Origin of the sequence: Mesorhizobium sp. BR1-1-2 (genome assembly GCF_020165435.1) — a bacterium.
Classification (GTDB): Bacteria; Pseudomonadota; Alphaproteobacteria; order Rhizobiales; family Rhizobiaceae; genus Mesorhizobium.
The window spans coordinates 567,288-583,740 of record NZ_JAIUID010000002.1 but is presented as its reverse complement, the minus strand read 5'-3'; the positions used below and the strand labels follow the sequence as shown (position 1 = coordinate 583,740).

The window sequence follows — 16,453 nt, the reverse complement described above, 5'->3', positions numbered from 1 at the left end:
CCGGTTGCAGGCGGCGTCCTCGCAGATGCGCCACGACAAACAGTTAAAGCGGCTCTGCGGCCGGCCCGGCTCCGCTTACATTCCGCGATATGCCGTGCACCAATGCCGAGGGCGTTATGCCCGACAGCCGCCGGCTTTCGCGGATGAGATGAGCCTGGTCCGAATAGCCGGCTTCCGCCGCCAGCACCGCGGTCGAGACATCGCCGGACACCCGTTGCAGGCGACGGAAGCGATGAAAGCGCAGGATGCGGTCGAGCGTCTTCGGCCCGTAGCCGAAACTCTCTTCGAAGCGGCGGCGCAAGGTCCTCTCGCTCAGGTGCAGCGCGCGAAGCAGAAAGGGCACCAGAGGCGCGCCGGCCGGCAGGCCGCGGTTAATAGCGTCATAAGCGTGATGCATCACCGGATCGAGGACCTCATGCCCGTCGCCGGATTGGCCGACGGCGTTCTCCAGGGATTTCACCAGGACAGCGAGATCGGGATTTGCACGGACACGGCCCGCGAGCTGGCGTGCCCTGGCACCCCATAACTCATTCAGGTCGAGCCGCTGTCCGACGATCTCGCTCGCCGGCATGCCCAGCCAGGCCGCGGCGGCACCTGGTCGGAAGCGGAAGCCGATGACAAGGGCGCCGGAGGGCAGCGCCTCGACCTGCGGCTCCTTGTCCGGGCCGGCGATGCGGAACCGGCCGTCGATCCATTGCAGGTCGATCGTCGCATCCGGCGTGATGATGACGGGTGGCGCGTCCTTTTCCTGCATGGAGTGGACCCATACCGAAGCGAACGCGCCGCGCAGCCGCGGATGCGCGGAGCGTTCACGGAAAAAGCCGGTGGTCTGTGCCGGTACCGCTTCCATTCATCCGCCTTCGTCGGCTTTCCAATTTGGCCCCAGCGCCGGCATTTTGGCCGAAATCTTCAATTCGCGGCGCCTCCGCCATGGCAAATCAAACGCAGCCTGTCGGGGATGGTTGCGCGGACCAGTCATACCCGCTCCCCGCCCGGCGGCGAAACAACGCTGATCCTTGAAAGGAGAATGGACATGAAAGCCCGAATAAGTGTCATCACGCTTGGCGTCGACAACCTGGAAGCATCGCTCGAATTCTATCGCACCGGGCTGGGGCTTCCGAGCGAAGGGATCATCGGCCGCGAGTTCGAGCACGGCGCCGTCGCCTTCTTCACCCTGCACGGCGGATTGAAGTTCGCCATCTTCGAGCGCAGCAGCATCGCACACGATGCAGGCATCGCCCATGATGCGGGCATCGGCCAGAGCGGCCGCAGCCCGACCGAGCTCACCCTCGGCCATAATGTGGCCAGCGAGACCGAGGTCGATGCGGTGATGGCTGAGGCGGTCAAGGCCGGCGCGCACCTGGTCAAGCCGGCCCAGAAGACTTTCTGGGGCGGCTATGCCGGTTACTTCCAGGATCCTGACGACCATCTCTGGGAGGTCGTCTACAATCCTGCCTTCGTTCCCGAAGACTGAGGCGGGCGGAGCCTGGCCATGGTCACCGATATCGCATCGGCGTTCGGCCTGCTGCTGATCGGCGGCGTTTTCCTTTGGGCCGGGGTCGAGCATTTCGTCAGGTTCAGGGCGATCTGCGAAGACCTGGCGGCGCGGCGGCTTCCGGCTCCGGCCTTCCTGCTCGCCGCCGGCTCGGTGCTGGAGGTGGCGGCCGGCTTCTGCCTCGCCATCGGCATCGCGGTGCCCTATGCCGCCGGCGCGCTCATCCTGTTCACGGTGGCGGCGAACCTGCTCGTCCTGCCTTTCTGGCGCCATCACGGGCCGGAAAGGCAGGTGCTGAGGTCCGCCTTCCTGGTCAACATCGCCGTTATCGGCGGGCTGCTGCTGGCGGCGCGCCTCGGCTGATGGCCGGTGGCCAAAGCCGGAGGCCACACCCTGGAAACCATTGTCAATGCAATCGCTTGACCGCCGCCCGGCGAATCCCGCACAGTGCACGCAATCGACCTTGAGAGGCTGCCATGACTCGCTTCGCCCGCTCCGCCCTTGCCGCCCTGATCTCGCTCTGCACGCCGTTTGGCACATCGCTTGGCTTCACCCAGGCGGCGCAAGCCGCCGATCTTGCCGTCTATTCTGACGAGGACAGCGGCATTTGCGGCGAAGCCTGGGTGCTGAACAAGATCACCAGCCGGTTCTCCTACCAGGTGCGGCACGTGCCGCACCTGCCGGATGTCGCGATCACCGATTTCCACCGCATCCACCAGAATCGCTACTTGCCGGCCAGCGAGGAATGGCCGATCGGCCGTCGCTATTGCGGCGCCACGGTCGCCCTCTCGGATGGCCGCGACCGCGCCATCTGGTACCTGATCGAGGAAGGCCAGGGCTTTGCCTCGATCGGCGACAATGTCGAATTCTGCGTCTCGGGCTTCGACCGCTGGATGGTCTACAACGGCCGCTGCCGCGTGCTGCGCTAGCAGGCGGTTTCCAGTCTCGATTTCGTTAGCGTCTGCGGCTCCAGCCGCGGGCGCCTTTGTGTTGTCTTGACAGAAGACGGAATCGATCGCATCGTGATGAGACAGACCTGTCTCATCACTTGGTGATCACTGTGGCATCATCGCCTGTCTCCGACAAACGCCAGCATGTCGTCGAAACGGCCTATGCGCTGTTCAAGCGCGCCGGCTTTCATGCCACTGGGATAGACCGGATCATCGCCGAGGCCGATGTGGCCAAGATGACGATGTATCGCCATTTTCCGAGCAAGGACGAGTTGATCGTCGAAGTGCTCGATCATCGCGCCAGGCGTTTTGAGTGTCAGCTCGATCGCGTGGGCCGGGAGTGCACCACGCCGGAGCAGAAAATCGGGAAAATCCTCGACTGGCACGAGCGCTGGTTCCACAGCCCGGATTTCCACGGTTGTCTGTTTGCTCATGCGCTGGCTGAGTTCGGCGACCCCCAACATCCGGTGTTCAAAGCTGCCGCCAGGCAGAAGAACGGCCTCAGGCAGCGTATGCAAGCAATCCTTTCGGAGGTGATGCCGCGCGGGCGGGCCGGGAGCGTGGCAGCGGCACTGCTGATGCTGATCGAAGGTGCCACCCTGATGGCGCAGATGGGACAAGCGGATATAGCCATCCGCGCCGCCCGCAAGGCGGCCCTGGGCATCATCGCCACTTCGCGCAAGCCGCAATGAGCCCGCTGGTCGTCGGGCTCGCGCTCTTTGCGGCGCTCCTGCACGCAAGTTGGAACGCTTTCCTGCGAACGGGAACTGACAGGTTGTGGACCGTCACTGTCATGAGCTTCTCCAGCACGGCCCTTGCCATTCCCTTCGTGATTTTCCATGCCCTTCCGGCCGCGCCGGCCTGGCCCTATGTCTTGTTCTCAGCCTGCCTTCAGGTCAGCTACAGCATGTTTCTTGTGGCCGCTTACAGACATGGCGATTTGGGGCAGGTCTATCCGATCGTGCGCGGCAGCGTGCCATTGCTGGTCACGCTCGGTGGATTTCTGCTCGCTGGCCAGCGGCTCACCATTCCAGAGACGGTAGGTGTCGCCCTCGTTGGGGGTGGAATCATGGGTCTTTCAATTGGTCGAGGACGAGCCACCGCCAAATCGATCCTCTATGCGCTCGCAACGGGAGCAATCATTGCCGCCTATGCGACCGTCGACGCGATCGGCGTTCGCGCGGCGGGCAATGCTGGCGCGTACGCTGCCTGGGTCCTGCTGATCTACGGCTTGTTGCTGCCGGCGGCGTTCGTCTTCTGCCGCGGCCGGTTGGTCGTCGATCCGCAGGCGCCGGAAACCTGGAAGGCGCTCGGCGGCGGCGTGTTTGCGCTTTTAGCTTACGGTCTGGTGGTGGCGGCTTTCGCCTTGGGACCGGCCGGCCCCATCACCGCGATCCGCGAGACCAGCGTCGTCTTCGCGGTCTTCATCGGACGCCTGTTTCTCGGTGAGACGCTGACACCGCGGCGGGTCGGCGCCTGCGCAATCGTCGCGCTCGGTGCCATCTGCCTCGGATATCAGCCGTGACGAAAATGTGTGCCGGCATTTCGCGCCGACAACGCTTGCGCGATCGCAGTGCTACTTCCTGCCCCGCGTCGCTTCGGCTTCACCGATGATCTTTCGAAGAAAGGCAATGTGACCGCGAAAAGCGCGGCGCCCGATCGTCGTTGCTCTGATCCGTGTCCGCGGCCGCCGCTCGATGAAAAGCTTTTCAACATCGACGTAGCCCGCTTTGGCCAGCGTATCGAGATGCGCGCCGAGATTTCCGTCGGTGGTTTCGATCATGGCCTTCAGTTGCGTGAACTCCAGCGCCTCGCGTCTTTCCAGCGTGTTCAGGGCGGCCATGATCCTGAGCCGTGTACTCTGATGGATGATGTCGTCGGCACTCATCAATTGGCTCCAATGCTGCGGACCTTGATCTGTCACCCTATGGCTCTGCTGCCTCGGGGAGTACTAACCCTTCGCCTTAGTGAACGACATCGAACGCACTTGCCAGAATACTCTGGCATGCAGAGTAATCTGTCAATTCGGTGATGAAGCCAGGCTTGACAAGGTGATCTCCAGATCGGCGCATCGCATTGCACTTGTAATCCGAAGGGACCGGTCGTCTGCAAAAGATGATCATTCTCTATAAGCCGCAGCTCATGATATTCGCGGCCGAAGATCGATGCGCGAAGCTGCTTCCTGATCTTTGCAGTCTCATGGCAGGCGCGCTCTCGCAGCGTATCGAGAATGTCGGTGCCAAATTTCTGGCGATATCGGAAGATCACGCCATATTTTTGCGACGATGAGTGCGATCATGTGTCGATCGCAACGAAAATTTAAGCTGAGAAAATCATATCATTGCTTCGCTGGCTAGCGAGGCGCGAGTCAGATAAGCATGACACGCCGGGCCATTAACGGTCGTCGGCATAACGCAAGGGGCATCGCATGGCTAAGCAGTCATCAAAAGCGCCGGCATCCAAGGCACCGGCAAAGAAAGCACCTGTAAAAGCGGCAGCGGCGAAAGCCGCGACCGCAGTCAAGAAAGCAGCACCCGCTGCCAAGCCGAAGGCGGCAGCGCCCAAGGCGAAGGCGGCACCGGCGAAGAAGCCGGCAGCCAAGGCCGCCGCGAAACCGGCGGCGAAGAAGGCAGCGCCCGCCAAGGCCAGCGCCGCATCCGCAAAGAAGGCTGCACCGGCCAAGAAGGCCGCTCCGGCAAAGAAAGCCGCTCCGGCAAGGAAGCCCGCTGCCAAGGCCGCGGCCAAGCCCGTTGCGAAGAAGGCAGCTCCGGCCAAGGCTCCGGCCAAGGCCGCCGCGGCGAAGTCTTCGGCACCGGTGAAGAAGGCGGCACCCGCCGCCAAGAAAGCAGCGCCGGCGAAGGCCGCGAAGAAGTAGTCACGTTTCTTCGCGCCGGGACCGTGTCGGCAGAAATGAGGGCAGGTGCCGTTGAGGCCCTCGCCCTCTGCTCTGGCATTGGGGCGCAACGAGAGGGGCGGACGCCAGATATCTTTCGCAGCTCCCAGGACTTCGCCGCAGGGCGAAGTCCGGTGGGCTTTTGTTGCGCGCTATCGTGCGGCGGCGGAACGATCGTTGGTCTTGTCCGGCCTGTCGGAGTGTTGCCGTCATCACATGTGGCGCATCCGGATCAAGGCGTACAAGAGACCAAGGCATGCAGGAGTGGTCGCCGGCTGCTGGCGGCTGGTTTTTCCGCTTCTGGCTGTTGCGCGGGGAAGGGCGCCCGGTCAACAGTGACGGCCTGCCAACAGGAACCCGACCATGCCGAAGCTGCTTTACGCCTCCACGTCCCCCTACAGTTCCAAGGTACGAATGGCGGCACTTTATGCCGGCATCGCCGTCGACCTGGCGCCTGTCAAAACCGAAGACAAGCCGGCCGAACTGATCGGCGCCAATCCGCTGGGCAAGATCCCTGTGCTGGTGCTCGACGACGGCCGCTCGATCCACGACAGCCGAGCCATCACCCAGCAGCTCAACCGGATGTCGAAGAGCGCGCTGTTTCCGCGCAATCCCGACAAGCGGCTGGAAGCGGAAGTGCTGGAAGCGTTGGCGGACGGCATCTGCGACTGTGCGCTGTCGATGGTCTATGAGCGCCGCACGCGGCCCGAGGAGATGGTCTACCAGCCCTGGCTCGACCGCCAGTGGGCGAAGATCACCGCCGCGCTCGATCTGCTCAATGCCAATCCGCCGAAACTGCCGAAGAAGATCACCGCCGGCCAGATGGCGCTGCGCGCCTGCCTTGGGTACCTGGCGCTGCGTTTCGCCGGGAAATGGGAAAAAGGGCGCAACCGTCTGGTCCGCTGGGCCGCGCGCTTCGATGAGAAATTCCCGAACCTGAAGCCCTGCATTCCCGCGTGAGCGGCCGACAATAAAAAAGCCGGGCGCGAGGCCCGGCTTCTTCGTGTCGTGGCTTGAACGACTTAGAACTTCATACCGACGCCGAAGGTGACGCGGTTGTCGGTGGCCTTGACCTTGCCGATGCCGTCGAAGTCCTTGCTGCCGAAGTCGGTGTAGCGGTATTCGACGCGGCCGAACACATTGTCGGTCAGCTTGATGTCGGTACCAAGACCGGCGGTCCAGCCGATCATGGTGGCGCGGTCGCTGGCGCCGAGGACGCTGTCCTCCACCTTCAGGCTCCTGCCGGCGAGACCACCGGTGCCGTAGAGCAGGATTTCCGGGGTCACAGCGTAGCCGAGACGGGCACGCAGCGAGCCTTCGAAGCCGGCCTTGGAATCGATGCCATTATCGTCGCCCTTGACGCCGTTGTAGCCGAGTTCGGCTTCACCGCCGTAGACGAAGTTCTCCTGCTGCCACTGATAGCCGCCGAAGACGCTGCCGATGAAACCCTTGGTATCGGTGTCAACGTCGAAATCCTTTTCCTTGGTACGGCCGCTGAAGCCATAGCCAAGATTAAGACCGGCATAGGGGCCGGCCCAGGACGCGACGGGCAGTTCGGCGACCGGGGCAGGTGCCGGCGGCTCTTCCTGGACCACATCGGCGGCATAGGCGGTTCCACCGAGGGCGAAGAGCCCGAGCGCTACGGCCAGCGGCCGCGCGAATTTGAGATTGGCTTGCATTGTTGTTACTCCTTAAGCCACAGGACACAGGCTTGTTCTTACGATCGCCCATCAACCCGTCCGGGGGGTGAAACGGATCTGGCGTTCGTCGGTTCCAAATGTCGTGTCGAAATGCGGCTGAAGCGAACCTGAACTTGGGTCATTCCCCGGCGCGAATGAGGCAGAAACTTGACGTTGCATCTTCGCAACAGCGAAATGTCAGCAGATGGGCCGTGCTGCGCCGCAGGCGGCTTGGTGCAAGGAGTCCAGCCTCCTATATTGTGTTGAGGCCGGCTCATTGCGGGCCGGCTCGAGATGCCGAACCGGCCGCTTCGCCACAATGCTGCCGCAGGTGCGAACGCCATTTAACGGGTGGTGGGCCATAATTTGCCGGCGCCCTCCTTCGCGCCGAAACCGAGGATTGACAACAGATGAGCAAAGCCACCGCGGCGCTGGTGACGGGCGGGGCAAAACGGATCGGTAGCGCGATTGTCGAGGATCTCGCCGCCCACGGTTTTGCCGTCGCCATTCACTGCAACCGCTCGCGCGACGACGCGGATGCGCTTGCCCAGCGGATCAACCGCGCCGGCGGCCACGCCGCCGTGGTCGCCGCCGACCTCACGGATATGACCGAGGTCGGCCGCCTGATCGGCCGCGCCGAAGCCGCGCTCGGGCCGATCTCGCTGCTGGTCAACAACGCTTCGCTGTTCGAGGACGATTCGGTCCTTGACTTCGACTGGCAGGGCTGGGACCGCCACTTCGCCATTCATGTGAAGACCCCGGCGCTGTTGGCGCAGAACTTTGCCCGGGCTCTGCCAGCCGGGCAGGAGGGACTGATCGTCAACATGATCGACCAGCGTGTCTGGCGGCCGACGCCGCGCTACTTCTCCTATGCGCTGTCCAAGTCCGCCTTGTGGACGGCAACCCAGATGATGGCGCAGGCGCTCGGCCCGCGCATCCGCGTCAACGCCATCGGTCCCGGCCCGACCTTGAAGAACGCGCACCAGGACGACAGCGACTTTGCCGCGCAGCTCGCCGGTCTCATTTTGAAACGCGGCCCGCAATTGCCGGAATTCGGCGCCACAATCCGCTATCTCTGGGAAGCCCGCTCGGTTACCGGGCAGATGATCGCGCTTGATGGCGGCCAGCATCTTGCATGGCGCACGCCTGATGTGACAGGCATGACGGAATGAGTCCCGCAGAGCAGAAACACAAGATGCGTGGCGGCGCCGACGACCTGCCTCCCGAAATCGACCTCGAGGACGAGGCGGCGGAGGAGATCGTCGAACCGGCCGGCCCGGACGTCGCCTTCACCGCCATCGACTGGACGCCGCATGCCGGCGATGCCGACGGCATGGTCGGCGCCGAGGTGATCCAGACGCTGGTCAAGCGGCTGCCCAATGCGCCGGGCGTCTACCGCATGATGAATGCCAATGGCGACGTGCTCTATGTCGGCAAGGCCCGCAGCCTGAAGAAGCGCGTCACCAACTACGCGCAAGGCCGCTTCCACACCAACCGCATCGGCCGCATGGTGCGCGAGACCGCGACGATGGAGTTCGTCGTCACCCGCACCGAGATCGAGGCGCTGCTGTTGGAGGCCAACCTCATCAAGCGGCTGCGGCCACGTTTCAACGTGCTGATGCGCGACGACAAGTCGTTCCCCTACATCCTCTTGACGGGCGACCATGTCTCGCCCGGCATCTACAAGCATCGCGGCGCGCGTTCGCGCAAAGGCGATTATTTCGGTCCCTTCGCTTCCGCGGGCGCGGTCGGCCGTACCATCAATTCCTTGCAGCGCGCCTTCCTCCTGAGGAGTTGTACCAACTCCTTCTACGAGAACCGCACGCGGCCTTGCCTGCTCTATCAGATCAAGCGCTGCGCCGGTCCGTGCACCGGCGAGATTTCGCATAGCGACTATGCCGAATTGGTCGCCGAGGCGAAGGATTTTCTTTCCGGCCGCAGCCAGAAGGTGAAGACCGAGATTTCGGCCGCCATGCAGCAGGCCTCGCAAGACCTCGATTTCGAGCGCGCCGCCATTTATCGAGACCGGCTGGCGGCACTCTCGCACGTGCAGAGCCACCAGGGCATCAATCCGCAGACCGTCGACGAGGCCGATGTCTTCGCCATCCATCAGGAGGGCGGCCAGGTCTGCATCCAGGTGTTCTTCTTCCGCACCGGCCAGAACTGGGGCAACCGCGCCTATTTCCCGAAGGCCGATCCGGCGCTGGAAGGGGCCGAGGTGCTGGGCTCGTTCCTGGCGCAGTTCTACGACGACAAGCCGACGCCGCGCGCCATTCTGCTGTCGCACGCCGTGGAGGACCAGGAACTGTTGGCCGAGGCGCTCTCGACCCGCGCCGGCCGCAAGGTGTCGATCTCGGTGCCGCAGCGTGGCGAGAAGAAGGACCTGACCGACAACGCGTTGCAAAATGCTCGCGAGGCGCTCGGCCGTCGGCTGGCCGAAACCTCGACGCAGGCCAGGTTGCTTGCCGGCTTCGCCGAGACCTTCGGGCTCGAAAAGCCGCCGGTGCGCATCGAGGTCTACGACAATTCGCACATCATGGGCACAAACGCCGTCGGCGCCATGGTCGTCGCCGGGCCGGAAGGTTTTGTGAAGAACCAGTACCGGAAATTCAATATCCGCTCGACCGAGATCACGCCCGGCGACGATTTCGGCATGATGCGCGAAGTGATGGAGCGGCGCTTTTCACGATTGCTCAAGGAGCATGGCGATGTGGCGCCCGACGATGCCGCGGCAGGCGAGGCGGATAGCGATGAAGGCGACATGTCAGGCGGCTTCCCTGCCTGGCCCGATGTCATCCTGATCGATGGCGGCCAGGGCCAGATGAGCGCGGTGCGCAAGATCCTCGCCGATCTCGGCATCGAGGACCGGGTCGTGGCCATCGGCATCGCCAAGGGCCAGGACCGCGACGCGGGCCGCGAGCGCTTCTTCGTCAAGGGCAGGGACTCGTTTTCCCTGCCGGTACGCGACCCTGTGCTCTATTTTGTCCAGCGCCTGCGCGACGAGGTTCACCGTTTCGCCATCGGTTCGCACCGGGCTCGCCGCAAGAAGGAGATGGTCAAGAGCCCGCTCGACGAGATCGGCGGCATCGGCCCCAGCCGCAAGCGGGCGCTGCTGATGCATTTCGGCACTGCCAAGGCGGTGGGTCGCGCGGCAATCGAGGACCTGGTAAAGGTCGACGGCATTTCCGAGCAGGTGGCCAGACTGGTTTACAACCATTTCCACGAGAACTGATGCATGTCGCCCGAAAGCCGTCAGCTCCCGGGCGAAGCAAGGGCGTAGCCCGCGAGATGACAAGATTGGCCTATTTTTGCTGGCCAATCGATTTTGGCCTGTTGACCCCCTACATCAGCTTCTGATTTGAGTACGCAGGCAGAAAGAGTTCCCCCGGATATGGCTCAGCGCGCGTTCAACCTTCCGAACATCCTCACCTACGCCCGCATTATCGCGGTGCCGCTGGTGGTGCTGTGCTTTTTCCTCGAGGGACATCTGAAGTCGAGCGACTTCGCCCGCTGGTCGGCGTTGATCATTTTCCTGCTGGCGTCCATCACCGATTATTTCGACGGCTATTTCGCCCGCGCCTGGAAGCAGACCTCTAACATCGGCAAGATGCTCGACCCCATTGCCGACAAGCTGTTGGTCGCGACATGCCTGCTGCTGCTTGCCGCCGACACCGACCGCCATGCCGGCATTGCCGGCTGGTCGCTGTGGGCGGCGATCATCATCCTGTGTCGCGAAATCCTGGTTTCGGGCCTGCGCGAATATCTGGCGGCGCTCAAGGTCTCCGTGCCGGTGACGCAGCTTGCCAAATGGAAGACCACCATCCAGATGGTCGCTATCGCCTTCCTGCTCGCCGGTCCGGCCGGCGACAAGATTTTTCCGCTGACCACGCAGACCGGCCTGGTGCTGTTGTGGATCGCGGCCCTGGTCACGCTTTACACCGGCTATGACTATTTCCGTGCCGGCCTCAAGCACATCATGGACGAATAAGGATGACGAAGCTCATCTACTTCGCCTGGGTGCGGGAGCGTATAGGCAAGCCGGACGAAGACGTGGACTTGCCGCATGGCGTCGACACCGTCGCGGATCTCTTGCGCTGGCTGAAGTCTCGCGGCGAGGAATACGAGCGTGCGCTGCAATATCCCGACGTGATCCGCGTCGCCATCAACCAGGAACATGTCGAGCACGGCGAGAAGATATCAGGCGCGCGCGAGATCGCGCTGTTTCCGCCGATGACCGGGGGCTGAGATGGCCGGCGCGGTCGTACCTGTCGTGCGCGTCCAGCGCCCAGATTTTGACGTCGCCGCCGAAATCGCCAGACTGACGCGAGGCCGCGCCGACATCGGCGCCGTGGTCACCTTCTCGGGCCTGTGCCGTGACGAGCAGGGGATGCTCTCGGCCCTTGAGCTCGAGCATTATCCGGGCATGGCAGAGGCCGAAATCGCCCGCATCGCGGCCGAAGCGGTTCAGCGCTGGCCGCTGCAGGGCATCACCGCCATCCATCGTCATGGCAAGATCCAGCCAGGCGAGAACATCGTGCTGGTGGTGGCGGCCTCCGCGCATCGGCAAGCCGCGTTCGAGGCGGCGAATTTCCTCATGGATTATCTAAAGTCGCGCGCTCCCTTCTGGAAGAAGGAGCATCGCGCCGACGGCTCCGAAGGCGGTTGGGTCGAGGCCAAGGAGAAAGACGAACAGGCGGCAGAGCGCTGGAGGCCACCGTCCGAATAAATTCGGCCTCAGCCACGCATTGACCGCAATCCTTTGGCCAATTCGCTGTTGGTCAGCCTGGGCTGTGGCCAGCCCGGGGAAGGGAGATGGTCATGCTGGACAGGATAGCGGAGCTCTTCGTCTTCGGTTTCGTGCCTCTGGTCGTGGGTATACTTGCCGTGCCGGAACTCTCCATGGCCGCCGAAAAAGCCCTGAAAGGCGAGATGACCTACCGCGAGCGCATCGCCTTGCCGCCCAATGCCGTGCTCTCGGTCCAGCTTGCCGATGTCTCGTTGGCCGATGCGCCCGCCAAAGTCGTCGGCGAACAGACGATGACGCTGGCAGGCCAGGTGCCGATCAGCTTTACGGTCACATTCGATCCGTCCCGGATCCAACAGAGGATGACCTATGCGTTGCAGGCCAAGATCACCGTCGGCGACAGGCTCCTGTTCATCTCGGATGAGCGCCATCAAGTCGACCCGCTGACCGATGCGCCGCAAACCATCATGCTCAAGATGGTGACGCCAAGCACGGAGCCCATGGCTTCCGTTCTTGGTCAGCTTTGGCTGCTCGATTATGTCGACGGCGTCGGCGCCATTACCGCGCCGCAAGCGACGTTCCGGGTGAGTGAAGCAGGCAAGGCCGGCGGCAACGGTCCCTGCAACAGCTATTTTGCCACCGCCAACCTCGATGGCCAGAAGATCGCGATCAGCGACATCGGCTCGACCTACAAGGCCTGCGCGCCCGAGGTGATGGCGGAGGAAAAGGCGCTGTTCGAGGCTCTGGCAAAGGCGGCCTCGTATAAAGTCGATGCCGGCAAGTTGACCATCGCCGACGGGAACGACCGCGAGATCCTGCGTTTCAGCGCCGCGAGCTGATGCCCTGAAACGGCTGTCGGCGGAGGTCACCCGCCCATTTTTTCGAACACGGCGCCATAGTGGTAGGGCGGTACCTCGACCAGCTCGATGAATTTGAGGCCGGCCGCCTCGACGGCCGTGATGGTCTGTTCCGGCGATATCCTCAATTCGGTCTTCGGTCCGCGGGGCTCGCCGAGCACCGTGGTTTGTTCACGCGGCTGCTGATGCCAGTTGACGAGGGCAAAGCGTCCGGCACGGACGAGCGCTTCGCGCACGGCTCGCGCCAGCCGTGGCCGGTCGGGCACGCCGTGAAAGGCGTTTGCCATGAAGATGAAATCGACGGGGCGGGATAGCAGGCTCGCGAGTTCATAGGCATCGCCCGCTACGAGATCGAAATTCCTCGTGCCGTTTTCATTGAGCCGGCGACGGGTGACGTCGAGCAGGTCGGTATCGATATCGATGCCGACGACATGGCGAGCGACCCTGGCTATGGGCAACGTAAACCAGCCGTCGCCACAGCAGAGGTCGGCCACCTCCATCCCCGGCTTCAGCCCCGTTGCCGAAAGCACGGCACCGGGGTCGGGCCACAGCACCTCCCACCAGCCGCTCGATGGCATCTCGGTGCCCTGGAAGAAGCCGGGAATGGTGCTGGTCATGCTTCGTCGGCTCCCTGTACCTGACCGACTTTAGCGCGGGCAAGGGTTCAACGGCAGTGCCGAATCGATCCGTTTCAATGAAAAAGGCCGGCAATCCGCCGGCCTTTTTCGGTCACAATGCCAGGGTCGGCTCAGCCGACGATCTCGGTATCGGAGAACCAGTACTTGATCTCCTGCGCGGCGGTTTCCGGCGCGTCCGAACCGTGCACCGAATTCTCGCCGATCGACAGCGCATGCACCTTGCGGATGGTGCCTTCGGCGGCGTTGGCCGGGTTGGTGGCGCCCATCACCTCACGGTTCCTGGCAATGGCGTTCTCGCCTTCCAGCACCTGCACGATCGTCGGCGCCGACGACATGAATTCCACCAGCTCGCCGAAGAACGGACGATCCTTGTGGACGGCGTAAAAACCTTCCGCCTCGCGGCGGCTCATCCACACGCGGCGCGAAGCGATGACGCGCAGACCGGCATCTTCCAGCATCTTGGTGATGGCGCCGGTGAGATTGCGCCGCGTTGCGTCCGGCTTGATCATGGAAAAGGTGCGTTCGAGCGCCATTGGGTCGTCCTTGTCTGGTTGGATTGGGAGTGGCGGGCTCTATACAAGCCGGCCGGCCCATTGCCAAGAGGAAGTCGATAGAGGTGTCGACAGGGGAAGTCGACGCCATGCGCGTTTGCATGCCGGGCCGATTATGGCGATGCCGTCGCCAGCCCGAGATCGGACGGCTGCAATATAAGGCTTTGCTTGCTATAGTTGCGTGTCGGCGCCGCGCTGAGGTCGGCCCGGATGGAGACCATGACCATGACAGACGACCGCCAGGAGCGCATTCGCAACCGCGCACATCAGATCTGGCAGGAAGAAGGACAACCTGCCGGACAGCATGAACGCCATTGGCAACAGGCGACGGCCGACATCGACCAGGAGGATGCGGGGTCATCCGCGGTGAAGAAGGCAGCAAGAAAGGCGCCCGTCGCCGGCAAGGCAAAAACCGCGCCCAAAGAGGCCAAGACCGCCGCCAAGCCCGGCAAGCCAAAAAAGGCGGCCAAATAAGACCTGGCCATATCGGAGCCGATGGCTCGTCGTTAGCCCTGCCGCAAGGTCAGGTGCTAAGCTTTCACGCGGCCGCCGCAACCTTGCGCCCCAGCCCGCCATGCAGGTCCAGGCAGCGGGCGAACCACTGCGCCACGACATCGTGGTCGTCGAGCAATGGGTAGGGCGAAGCGATGCGTGCCCATTGCAGCGCGCCGAACACGATATAGTCGGCAAACAGGGGCGAATCTCCGCCGATGAATTGCTGATAGGCGAGCATCGAGCGCAGCGGCTCCAGCGAAGCCCTGAAAGCGCCAAGTCCGGCATCCCGCGCGGCCATCACGTCTTCCAGCCTCTTGCCCAGGCGCTGCTCCCGGCTCTGGCGGAAATAGGCGGCGTTATCCGTATCCTGCATGGCATAAAGGTCCATGATCGCGGCGGTGGTCACATAGGGATGGATGGTCAGTTGCGACCAGCGCTCGATGAAGCGCGCCATAGCCTTGCCGCCTTCGCCGCCAAACAGCGACGGCCGCTCCGGATAGGTTTCGTCGAGATAAAGCGCGATGGCGAAGGAATCCGCGACGACCGTCTCGCCGTCGCGGATCACCGGCACGAGGTTCGATGCGCCGCCCTCGACGCGGGGCACTTCGAGAAAACGCGTCGGCACCGCGCTGATCTCCAGCCCCTTATGCGCAAGCGCCATCGTCGCCTTCCAGCAATGCGGGCTGAAGGGGCGGCTGGCGTCGCGTCCGACGAGATCATAAAGCAGAATGGTCATTGGCGGCGGCTTCCTTGCGGTTTAGGTATCCCGCAACGCCTCGACACAGGCCGGCGGGAGAAAAGATGAAACGGCACTTCATGATGTTTGCGGCCTATAATCAATGGGCCAATGGCCGCATCTACGATGCAGCCGCCGATCTCGACGAAGAGGAATTCAATCGCGACGTCGGCGCTTTCTTCGGCTCGATGAAGGGCACGCTCAACCATCTCCTGGCCGCCGATCGCATCTGGATGAAGCGCTTTACCGGCGAGGGCGATGCGCCGACGGCGCTGGACGCCATACTGTACCAGGCATTGCCGGGCCTGCGCATGGCGCGCGAGGCGGAGGACCGGCGGATCGTCGACTGGGTTGGCGGTTTGAGCGACAAGGCGCTGTCGGGCCGCTTTACATACATGACGGTATCGGACATGCGCACCGTCTCGCAACGGCTGGCTCCGGCGCTCGACCACGTCTTCAACCACCAGACCCACCACCGCGGCCAGGCCCATATGATCCTGACGGTTCTGGGCCGCCCTTCCGTGCAGCTCGATCTGGCGCATTTCCAGCGCACCGAAGAAGGGCGCGCATACGCCTGATTTCGGCCGCCGGCTCCGATAGAGCAGTTTTCACCGTCTCACGGAAACTGCGAACTGAAGGTCGAAAGACGTTGGAGCGCGTTACGACCGGCGGCGCGTGTTTTAGAGATATTGGCCTTCCAACCGGACCGCCTAAGTCTGCCGACCCCAAAAAATAGCTTTTCTAATTTGCACGGAGCCGATTTCCGTAAAAAATATTTGACTGCAAGTCTTGATTCGTTTTGAGATTTGCTGGTCCGTTTGGGGGACGCGGTTAAATAAATGCATCGACGAAATTCTTCTCTGGGGTAGATGATTTTGTCGCAAATAGGGTGAAAGATTTGTCAAATATCGAGGATAAGACCGTTATCGAGCTGACCGCTGACATTGTCTCGGCCTATGTCGGCAACAACCCGCTGCCGGTTTCCGGCCTGCCTGACCTGATTGCCAGCGTCAGTGCCTCGGTGCGAAAGCTCGGAGGTGCCGTTGTCGCGGAAAGCCCAAGCCTGGTTCCTGCGGTGAACCCGAAGAAGTCGGTTTTTCCCGACTACATCGTCTGCCTGGAGGACGGCAAGAAGTTCAAGTCGCTCAAGCGGCACCTCAGGACGGACTATGGGCTGAGCCCGGATGAGTATCGCACCAAATGGGGCCTGCCGCCCGACTATCCGATGGTCGCTCCGAACTACTCAGCGACACGGTCAGCGCTGGCGAAGTCGACGGGACTTGGCCGCAAGCCGGCAGCGCCGGCGCCCGTAGCCAAGGCGACAAAGCGCGGCAAAGCCAGCGCCTGAGCACGGCCGACCGCAGCCGGAAGCCACTGAGCTGCGATGTTGACGGCGCCATTGCGCGCGCCGTTTT

22 protein-coding genes are annotated in these 16,453 nt (G+C 63.0%); 16 read left to right on the top strand and 6 right to left on the bottom strand.

What is annotated here, in order from left to right:
* Window positions 1-43 precede the first annotated feature (43 nt).
* Entirely contained in the window at window positions 44-850 is an 807-nt protein-coding gene (locus tag LB551_RS06245) for an AraC family transcriptional regulator (protein ID WP_224658552.1), read from the bottom strand.
* Window positions 851-1,033: 183 nt separating this feature from the next.
* On the opposite strand from LB551_RS06245, the gene LB551_RS06240 reads away from it, so the two are divergent.
* The 5 genes from LB551_RS06240 (at window position 1,034) to LB551_RS06220 (ending at window position 3,970) form a co-directional block, all read left to right on the top strand.
* Window positions 1,034-1,474, top strand: coding sequence for a VOC family protein (locus tag LB551_RS06240; protein WP_224622810.1), 441 nt, complete (start codon window positions 1,034-1,036; stop codon window positions 1,472-1,474).
* An 18-nt stretch (window positions 1,475-1,492) separates the two neighbouring features.
* The gene (locus tag LB551_RS06235; RefSeq protein WP_224658551.1) at window positions 1,493-1,858 is read left to right on the top strand and encodes a DoxX family protein; all 366 of its coding nucleotides are present in this window, start codon (window positions 1,493-1,495) and stop codon (window positions 1,856-1,858) included.
* A gap of 113 nt (window positions 1,859-1,971) precedes the next feature.
* On the top strand, window positions 1,972-2,424 hold the full coding sequence (locus LB551_RS06230; protein WP_224658550.1) for a hypothetical protein: 453 nt from the start codon (window positions 1,972-1,974) through the stop codon (window positions 2,422-2,424).
* 131 nt (window positions 2,425-2,555) lie between these two features.
* Window positions 2,556-3,137: a TetR/AcrR family transcriptional regulator gene (locus LB551_RS06225; protein ID WP_224658588.1), complete on the top strand. Its 582-nt coding sequence runs from the start codon at window positions 2,556-2,558 to the stop codon at window positions 3,135-3,137.
* Window positions 3,134-3,970, top strand: a complete 837-nt coding sequence (locus LB551_RS06220; RefSeq protein ID WP_224658549.1) for a DMT family transporter — start codon at window positions 3,134-3,136, stop codon at window positions 3,968-3,970. Before LB551_RS06225 ends, LB551_RS06220 begins: the two co-directional genes overlap by 4 nt.
* A gap of 51 nt (window positions 3,971-4,021) precedes the next feature.
* Here the strand turns inward: LB551_RS06220 and LB551_RS06215 are convergent, their stop codons facing one another.
* Window positions 4,022-4,333 (bottom strand): transcriptional regulator, encoded by a 312-nt coding sequence (locus LB551_RS06215; RefSeq protein WP_224658548.1) that lies wholly within the window; start codon window positions 4,331-4,333, stop codon window positions 4,022-4,024.
* A gap of 540 nt (window positions 4,334-4,873) precedes the next feature.
* Between LB551_RS06215 and LB551_RS06210 the strand changes: the two genes are divergently transcribed.
* The gene (locus LB551_RS06210) at window positions 4,874-5,320 is read left to right on the top strand and encodes a hypothetical protein (protein WP_224658547.1); all 447 of its coding nucleotides are present in this window, start codon (window positions 4,874-4,876) and stop codon (window positions 5,318-5,320) included.
* A gap of 381 nt (window positions 5,321-5,701) precedes the next feature.
* Window positions 5,702-6,298 (top strand): glutathione S-transferase family protein, encoded by a 597-nt coding sequence (locus tag LB551_RS06205; protein WP_224658546.1) that lies wholly within the window; start codon window positions 5,702-5,704, stop codon window positions 6,296-6,298.
* A 62-nt stretch (window positions 6,299-6,360) separates the two neighbouring features.
* Here LB551_RS06205 and LB551_RS06200 read toward each other — a convergent pair whose 3' ends face one another.
* Complete coding sequence (locus tag LB551_RS06200) at window positions 6,361-7,017, bottom strand: outer membrane protein (RefSeq protein WP_224658545.1); 657 nt, start codon at window positions 7,015-7,017, stop codon at window positions 6,361-6,363.
* 410 nt (window positions 7,018-7,427) lie between these two features.
* Between LB551_RS06200 and LB551_RS06195 the strand changes: the two genes are divergently transcribed.
* The 6 genes from LB551_RS06195 to LB551_RS06170 all read left to right on the top strand — a co-directional run bounded on the left by LB551_RS06195 (window position 7,428) and on the right by LB551_RS06170 (window position 12,600).
* Complete coding sequence (locus tag LB551_RS06195; protein ID WP_224622801.1) at window positions 7,428-8,189, top strand: SDR family oxidoreductase; 762 nt, start codon at window positions 7,428-7,430, stop codon at window positions 8,187-8,189.
* Complete coding sequence (gene uvrC, locus LB551_RS06190) at window positions 8,186-10,249, top strand: excinuclease ABC subunit UvrC (RefSeq protein ID WP_140549261.1); 2,064 nt, start codon at window positions 8,186-8,188, stop codon at window positions 10,247-10,249. The genes LB551_RS06195 and uvrC overlap by 4 nt, the downstream gene beginning before the upstream one ends.
* Window positions 10,250-10,408: 159 nt before the next feature.
* A complete protein-coding gene (gene pgsA / locus LB551_RS06185) occupies window positions 10,409-11,005 on the top strand; it encodes a CDP-diacylglycerol--glycerol-3-phosphate 3-phosphatidyltransferase (RefSeq protein WP_140494400.1) in 597 nt (198 codons plus the stop codon).
* Between the two features lie 2 nt (window positions 11,006-11,007).
* Window positions 11,008-11,262 carry a molybdopterin converting factor subunit 1 gene (gene moaD, locus LB551_RS06180; protein ID WP_224622797.1) on the top strand — a complete coding sequence of 85 codons (255 nt, stop codon included), beginning with the start codon at window positions 11,008-11,010 and terminating at the stop codon, window positions 11,260-11,262.
* A 1-nt stretch (window position 11,263) separates the two neighbouring features.
* Window positions 11,264-11,743: a molybdenum cofactor biosynthesis protein MoaE gene (locus LB551_RS06175; RefSeq protein ID WP_224658544.1), complete on the top strand. Its 480-nt coding sequence runs from the start codon at window positions 11,264-11,266 to the stop codon at window positions 11,741-11,743.
* 92 nt (window positions 11,744-11,835) lie between these two features.
* The gene (locus LB551_RS06170) at window positions 11,836-12,600 is read left to right on the top strand and encodes a YbaY family lipoprotein (RefSeq protein WP_224658543.1); all 765 of its coding nucleotides are present in this window, start codon (window positions 11,836-11,838) and stop codon (window positions 12,598-12,600) included.
* Window positions 12,601-12,626: 26 nt separating this feature from the next.
* On the opposite strand, the gene LB551_RS06165 is transcribed toward LB551_RS06170, so the two are convergent.
* Entirely contained in the window at window positions 12,627-13,235 is a 609-nt protein-coding gene (locus LB551_RS06165; protein ID WP_224658542.1) for a class I SAM-dependent methyltransferase, read from the bottom strand.
* Between the two features lie 131 nt (window positions 13,236-13,366).
* Complete coding sequence (gene ndk / locus LB551_RS06160; RefSeq protein WP_010915217.1) at window positions 13,367-13,789, bottom strand: nucleoside-diphosphate kinase; 423 nt, start codon at window positions 13,787-13,789, stop codon at window positions 13,367-13,369.
* A gap of 237 nt (window positions 13,790-14,026) precedes the next feature.
* On the opposite strand from ndk, the gene LB551_RS06155 reads away from it, so the two are divergent.
* Entirely contained in the window at window positions 14,027-14,281 is a 255-nt protein-coding gene (locus LB551_RS06155; RefSeq protein WP_140549256.1) for a DUF2934 domain-containing protein, read from the top strand.
* Between the two features lie 64 nt (window positions 14,282-14,345).
* Here the strand turns inward: LB551_RS06155 and LB551_RS06150 are convergent, their stop codons facing one another.
* Window positions 14,346-15,038, bottom strand: a complete 693-nt coding sequence (locus LB551_RS06150) for a glutathione S-transferase family protein (protein WP_224658541.1) — start codon at window positions 15,036-15,038, stop codon at window positions 14,346-14,348.
* A gap of 65 nt (window positions 15,039-15,103) precedes the next feature.
* On the opposite strand from LB551_RS06150, the gene LB551_RS06145 reads away from it, so the two are divergent.
* Window positions 15,104-15,616: a DinB family protein gene (locus LB551_RS06145; protein ID WP_140549254.1), complete on the top strand. Its 513-nt coding sequence runs from the start codon at window positions 15,104-15,106 to the stop codon at window positions 15,614-15,616.
* A 320-nt stretch (window positions 15,617-15,936) separates the two neighbouring features.
* Window positions 15,937-16,386: a MucR family transcriptional regulator gene (locus LB551_RS06140; RefSeq protein ID WP_140494381.1), complete on the top strand. Its 450-nt coding sequence runs from the start codon at window positions 15,937-15,939 to the stop codon at window positions 16,384-16,386.
* Window positions 16,387-16,453: the final 67 nt, after the last annotated feature.

Excerpts from the sequence above, each read along its gene's own strand:
- LB551_RS06245 (WP_224658552.1), bottom strand. The coding sequence starts at position 850 with ATGGAAGCGGTACCGGCACAGACCACCGGCTTTTTCCGTGAACGCTCC.
- LB551_RS06240 (WP_224622810.1), top strand. The coding sequence starts at position 1,034 with ATGAAAGCCCGAATAAGTGTCATCACGCTTGGCGTCGACAACCTGGAA.
- LB551_RS06235 (WP_224658551.1), top strand. The coding sequence starts at position 1,493 with ATGGTCACCGATATCGCATCGGCGTTCGGCCTGCTGCTGATCGGCGGC.
- LB551_RS06230 (WP_224658550.1), top strand. The coding sequence starts at position 1,972 with ATGACTCGCTTCGCCCGCTCCGCCCTTGCCGCCCTGATCTCGCTCTGC.
- LB551_RS06220 (WP_224658549.1), top strand. The coding sequence starts at position 3,134 with ATGAGCCCGCTGGTCGTCGGGCTCGCGCTCTTTGCGGCGCTCCTGCAC.
- LB551_RS06215 (WP_224658548.1), bottom strand. The coding sequence starts at position 4,333 with ATGAGTGCCGACGACATCATCCATCAGAGTACACGGCTCAGGATCATG.
- LB551_RS06210 (WP_224658547.1), top strand. The coding sequence starts at position 4,874 with ATGGCTAAGCAGTCATCAAAAGCGCCGGCATCCAAGGCACCGGCAAAG.
- LB551_RS06205 (WP_224658546.1), top strand. The coding sequence starts at position 5,702 with ATGCCGAAGCTGCTTTACGCCTCCACGTCCCCCTACAGTTCCAAGGTA.
- LB551_RS06200 (WP_224658545.1), bottom strand. The coding sequence starts at position 7,017 with ATGCAAGCCAATCTCAAATTCGCGCGGCCGCTGGCCGTAGCGCTCGGG.
- LB551_RS06195 (WP_224622801.1), top strand. The coding sequence starts at position 7,428 with ATGAGCAAAGCCACCGCGGCGCTGGTGACGGGCGGGGCAAAACGGATC.
- uvrC (WP_140549261.1), top strand. The coding sequence starts at position 8,186 with ATGAGTCCCGCAGAGCAGAAACACAAGATGCGTGGCGGCGCCGACGAC.
- pgsA (WP_140494400.1), top strand. The coding sequence starts at position 10,409 with ATGGCTCAGCGCGCGTTCAACCTTCCGAACATCCTCACCTACGCCCGC.
- moaD (WP_224622797.1), top strand. The coding sequence starts at position 11,008 with ATGACGAAGCTCATCTACTTCGCCTGGGTGCGGGAGCGTATAGGCAAG.
- LB551_RS06175 (WP_224658544.1), top strand. The coding sequence starts at position 11,264 with ATGGCCGGCGCGGTCGTACCTGTCGTGCGCGTCCAGCGCCCAGATTTT.
- LB551_RS06170 (WP_224658543.1), top strand. The coding sequence starts at position 11,836 with ATGCTGGACAGGATAGCGGAGCTCTTCGTCTTCGGTTTCGTGCCTCTG.
- LB551_RS06165 (WP_224658542.1), bottom strand. The coding sequence starts at position 13,235 with ATGACCAGCACCATTCCCGGCTTCTTCCAGGGCACCGAGATGCCATCG.
- ndk (WP_010915217.1), bottom strand. The coding sequence starts at position 13,789 with ATGGCGCTCGAACGCACCTTTTCCATGATCAAGCCGGACGCAACGCGG.
- LB551_RS06155 (WP_140549256.1), top strand. The coding sequence starts at position 14,027 with ATGACCATGACAGACGACCGCCAGGAGCGCATTCGCAACCGCGCACAT.
- LB551_RS06150 (WP_224658541.1), bottom strand. The coding sequence starts at position 15,038 with ATGACCATTCTGCTTTATGATCTCGTCGGACGCGACGCCAGCCGCCCC.
- LB551_RS06145 (WP_140549254.1), top strand. The coding sequence starts at position 15,104 with ATGAAACGGCACTTCATGATGTTTGCGGCCTATAATCAATGGGCCAAT.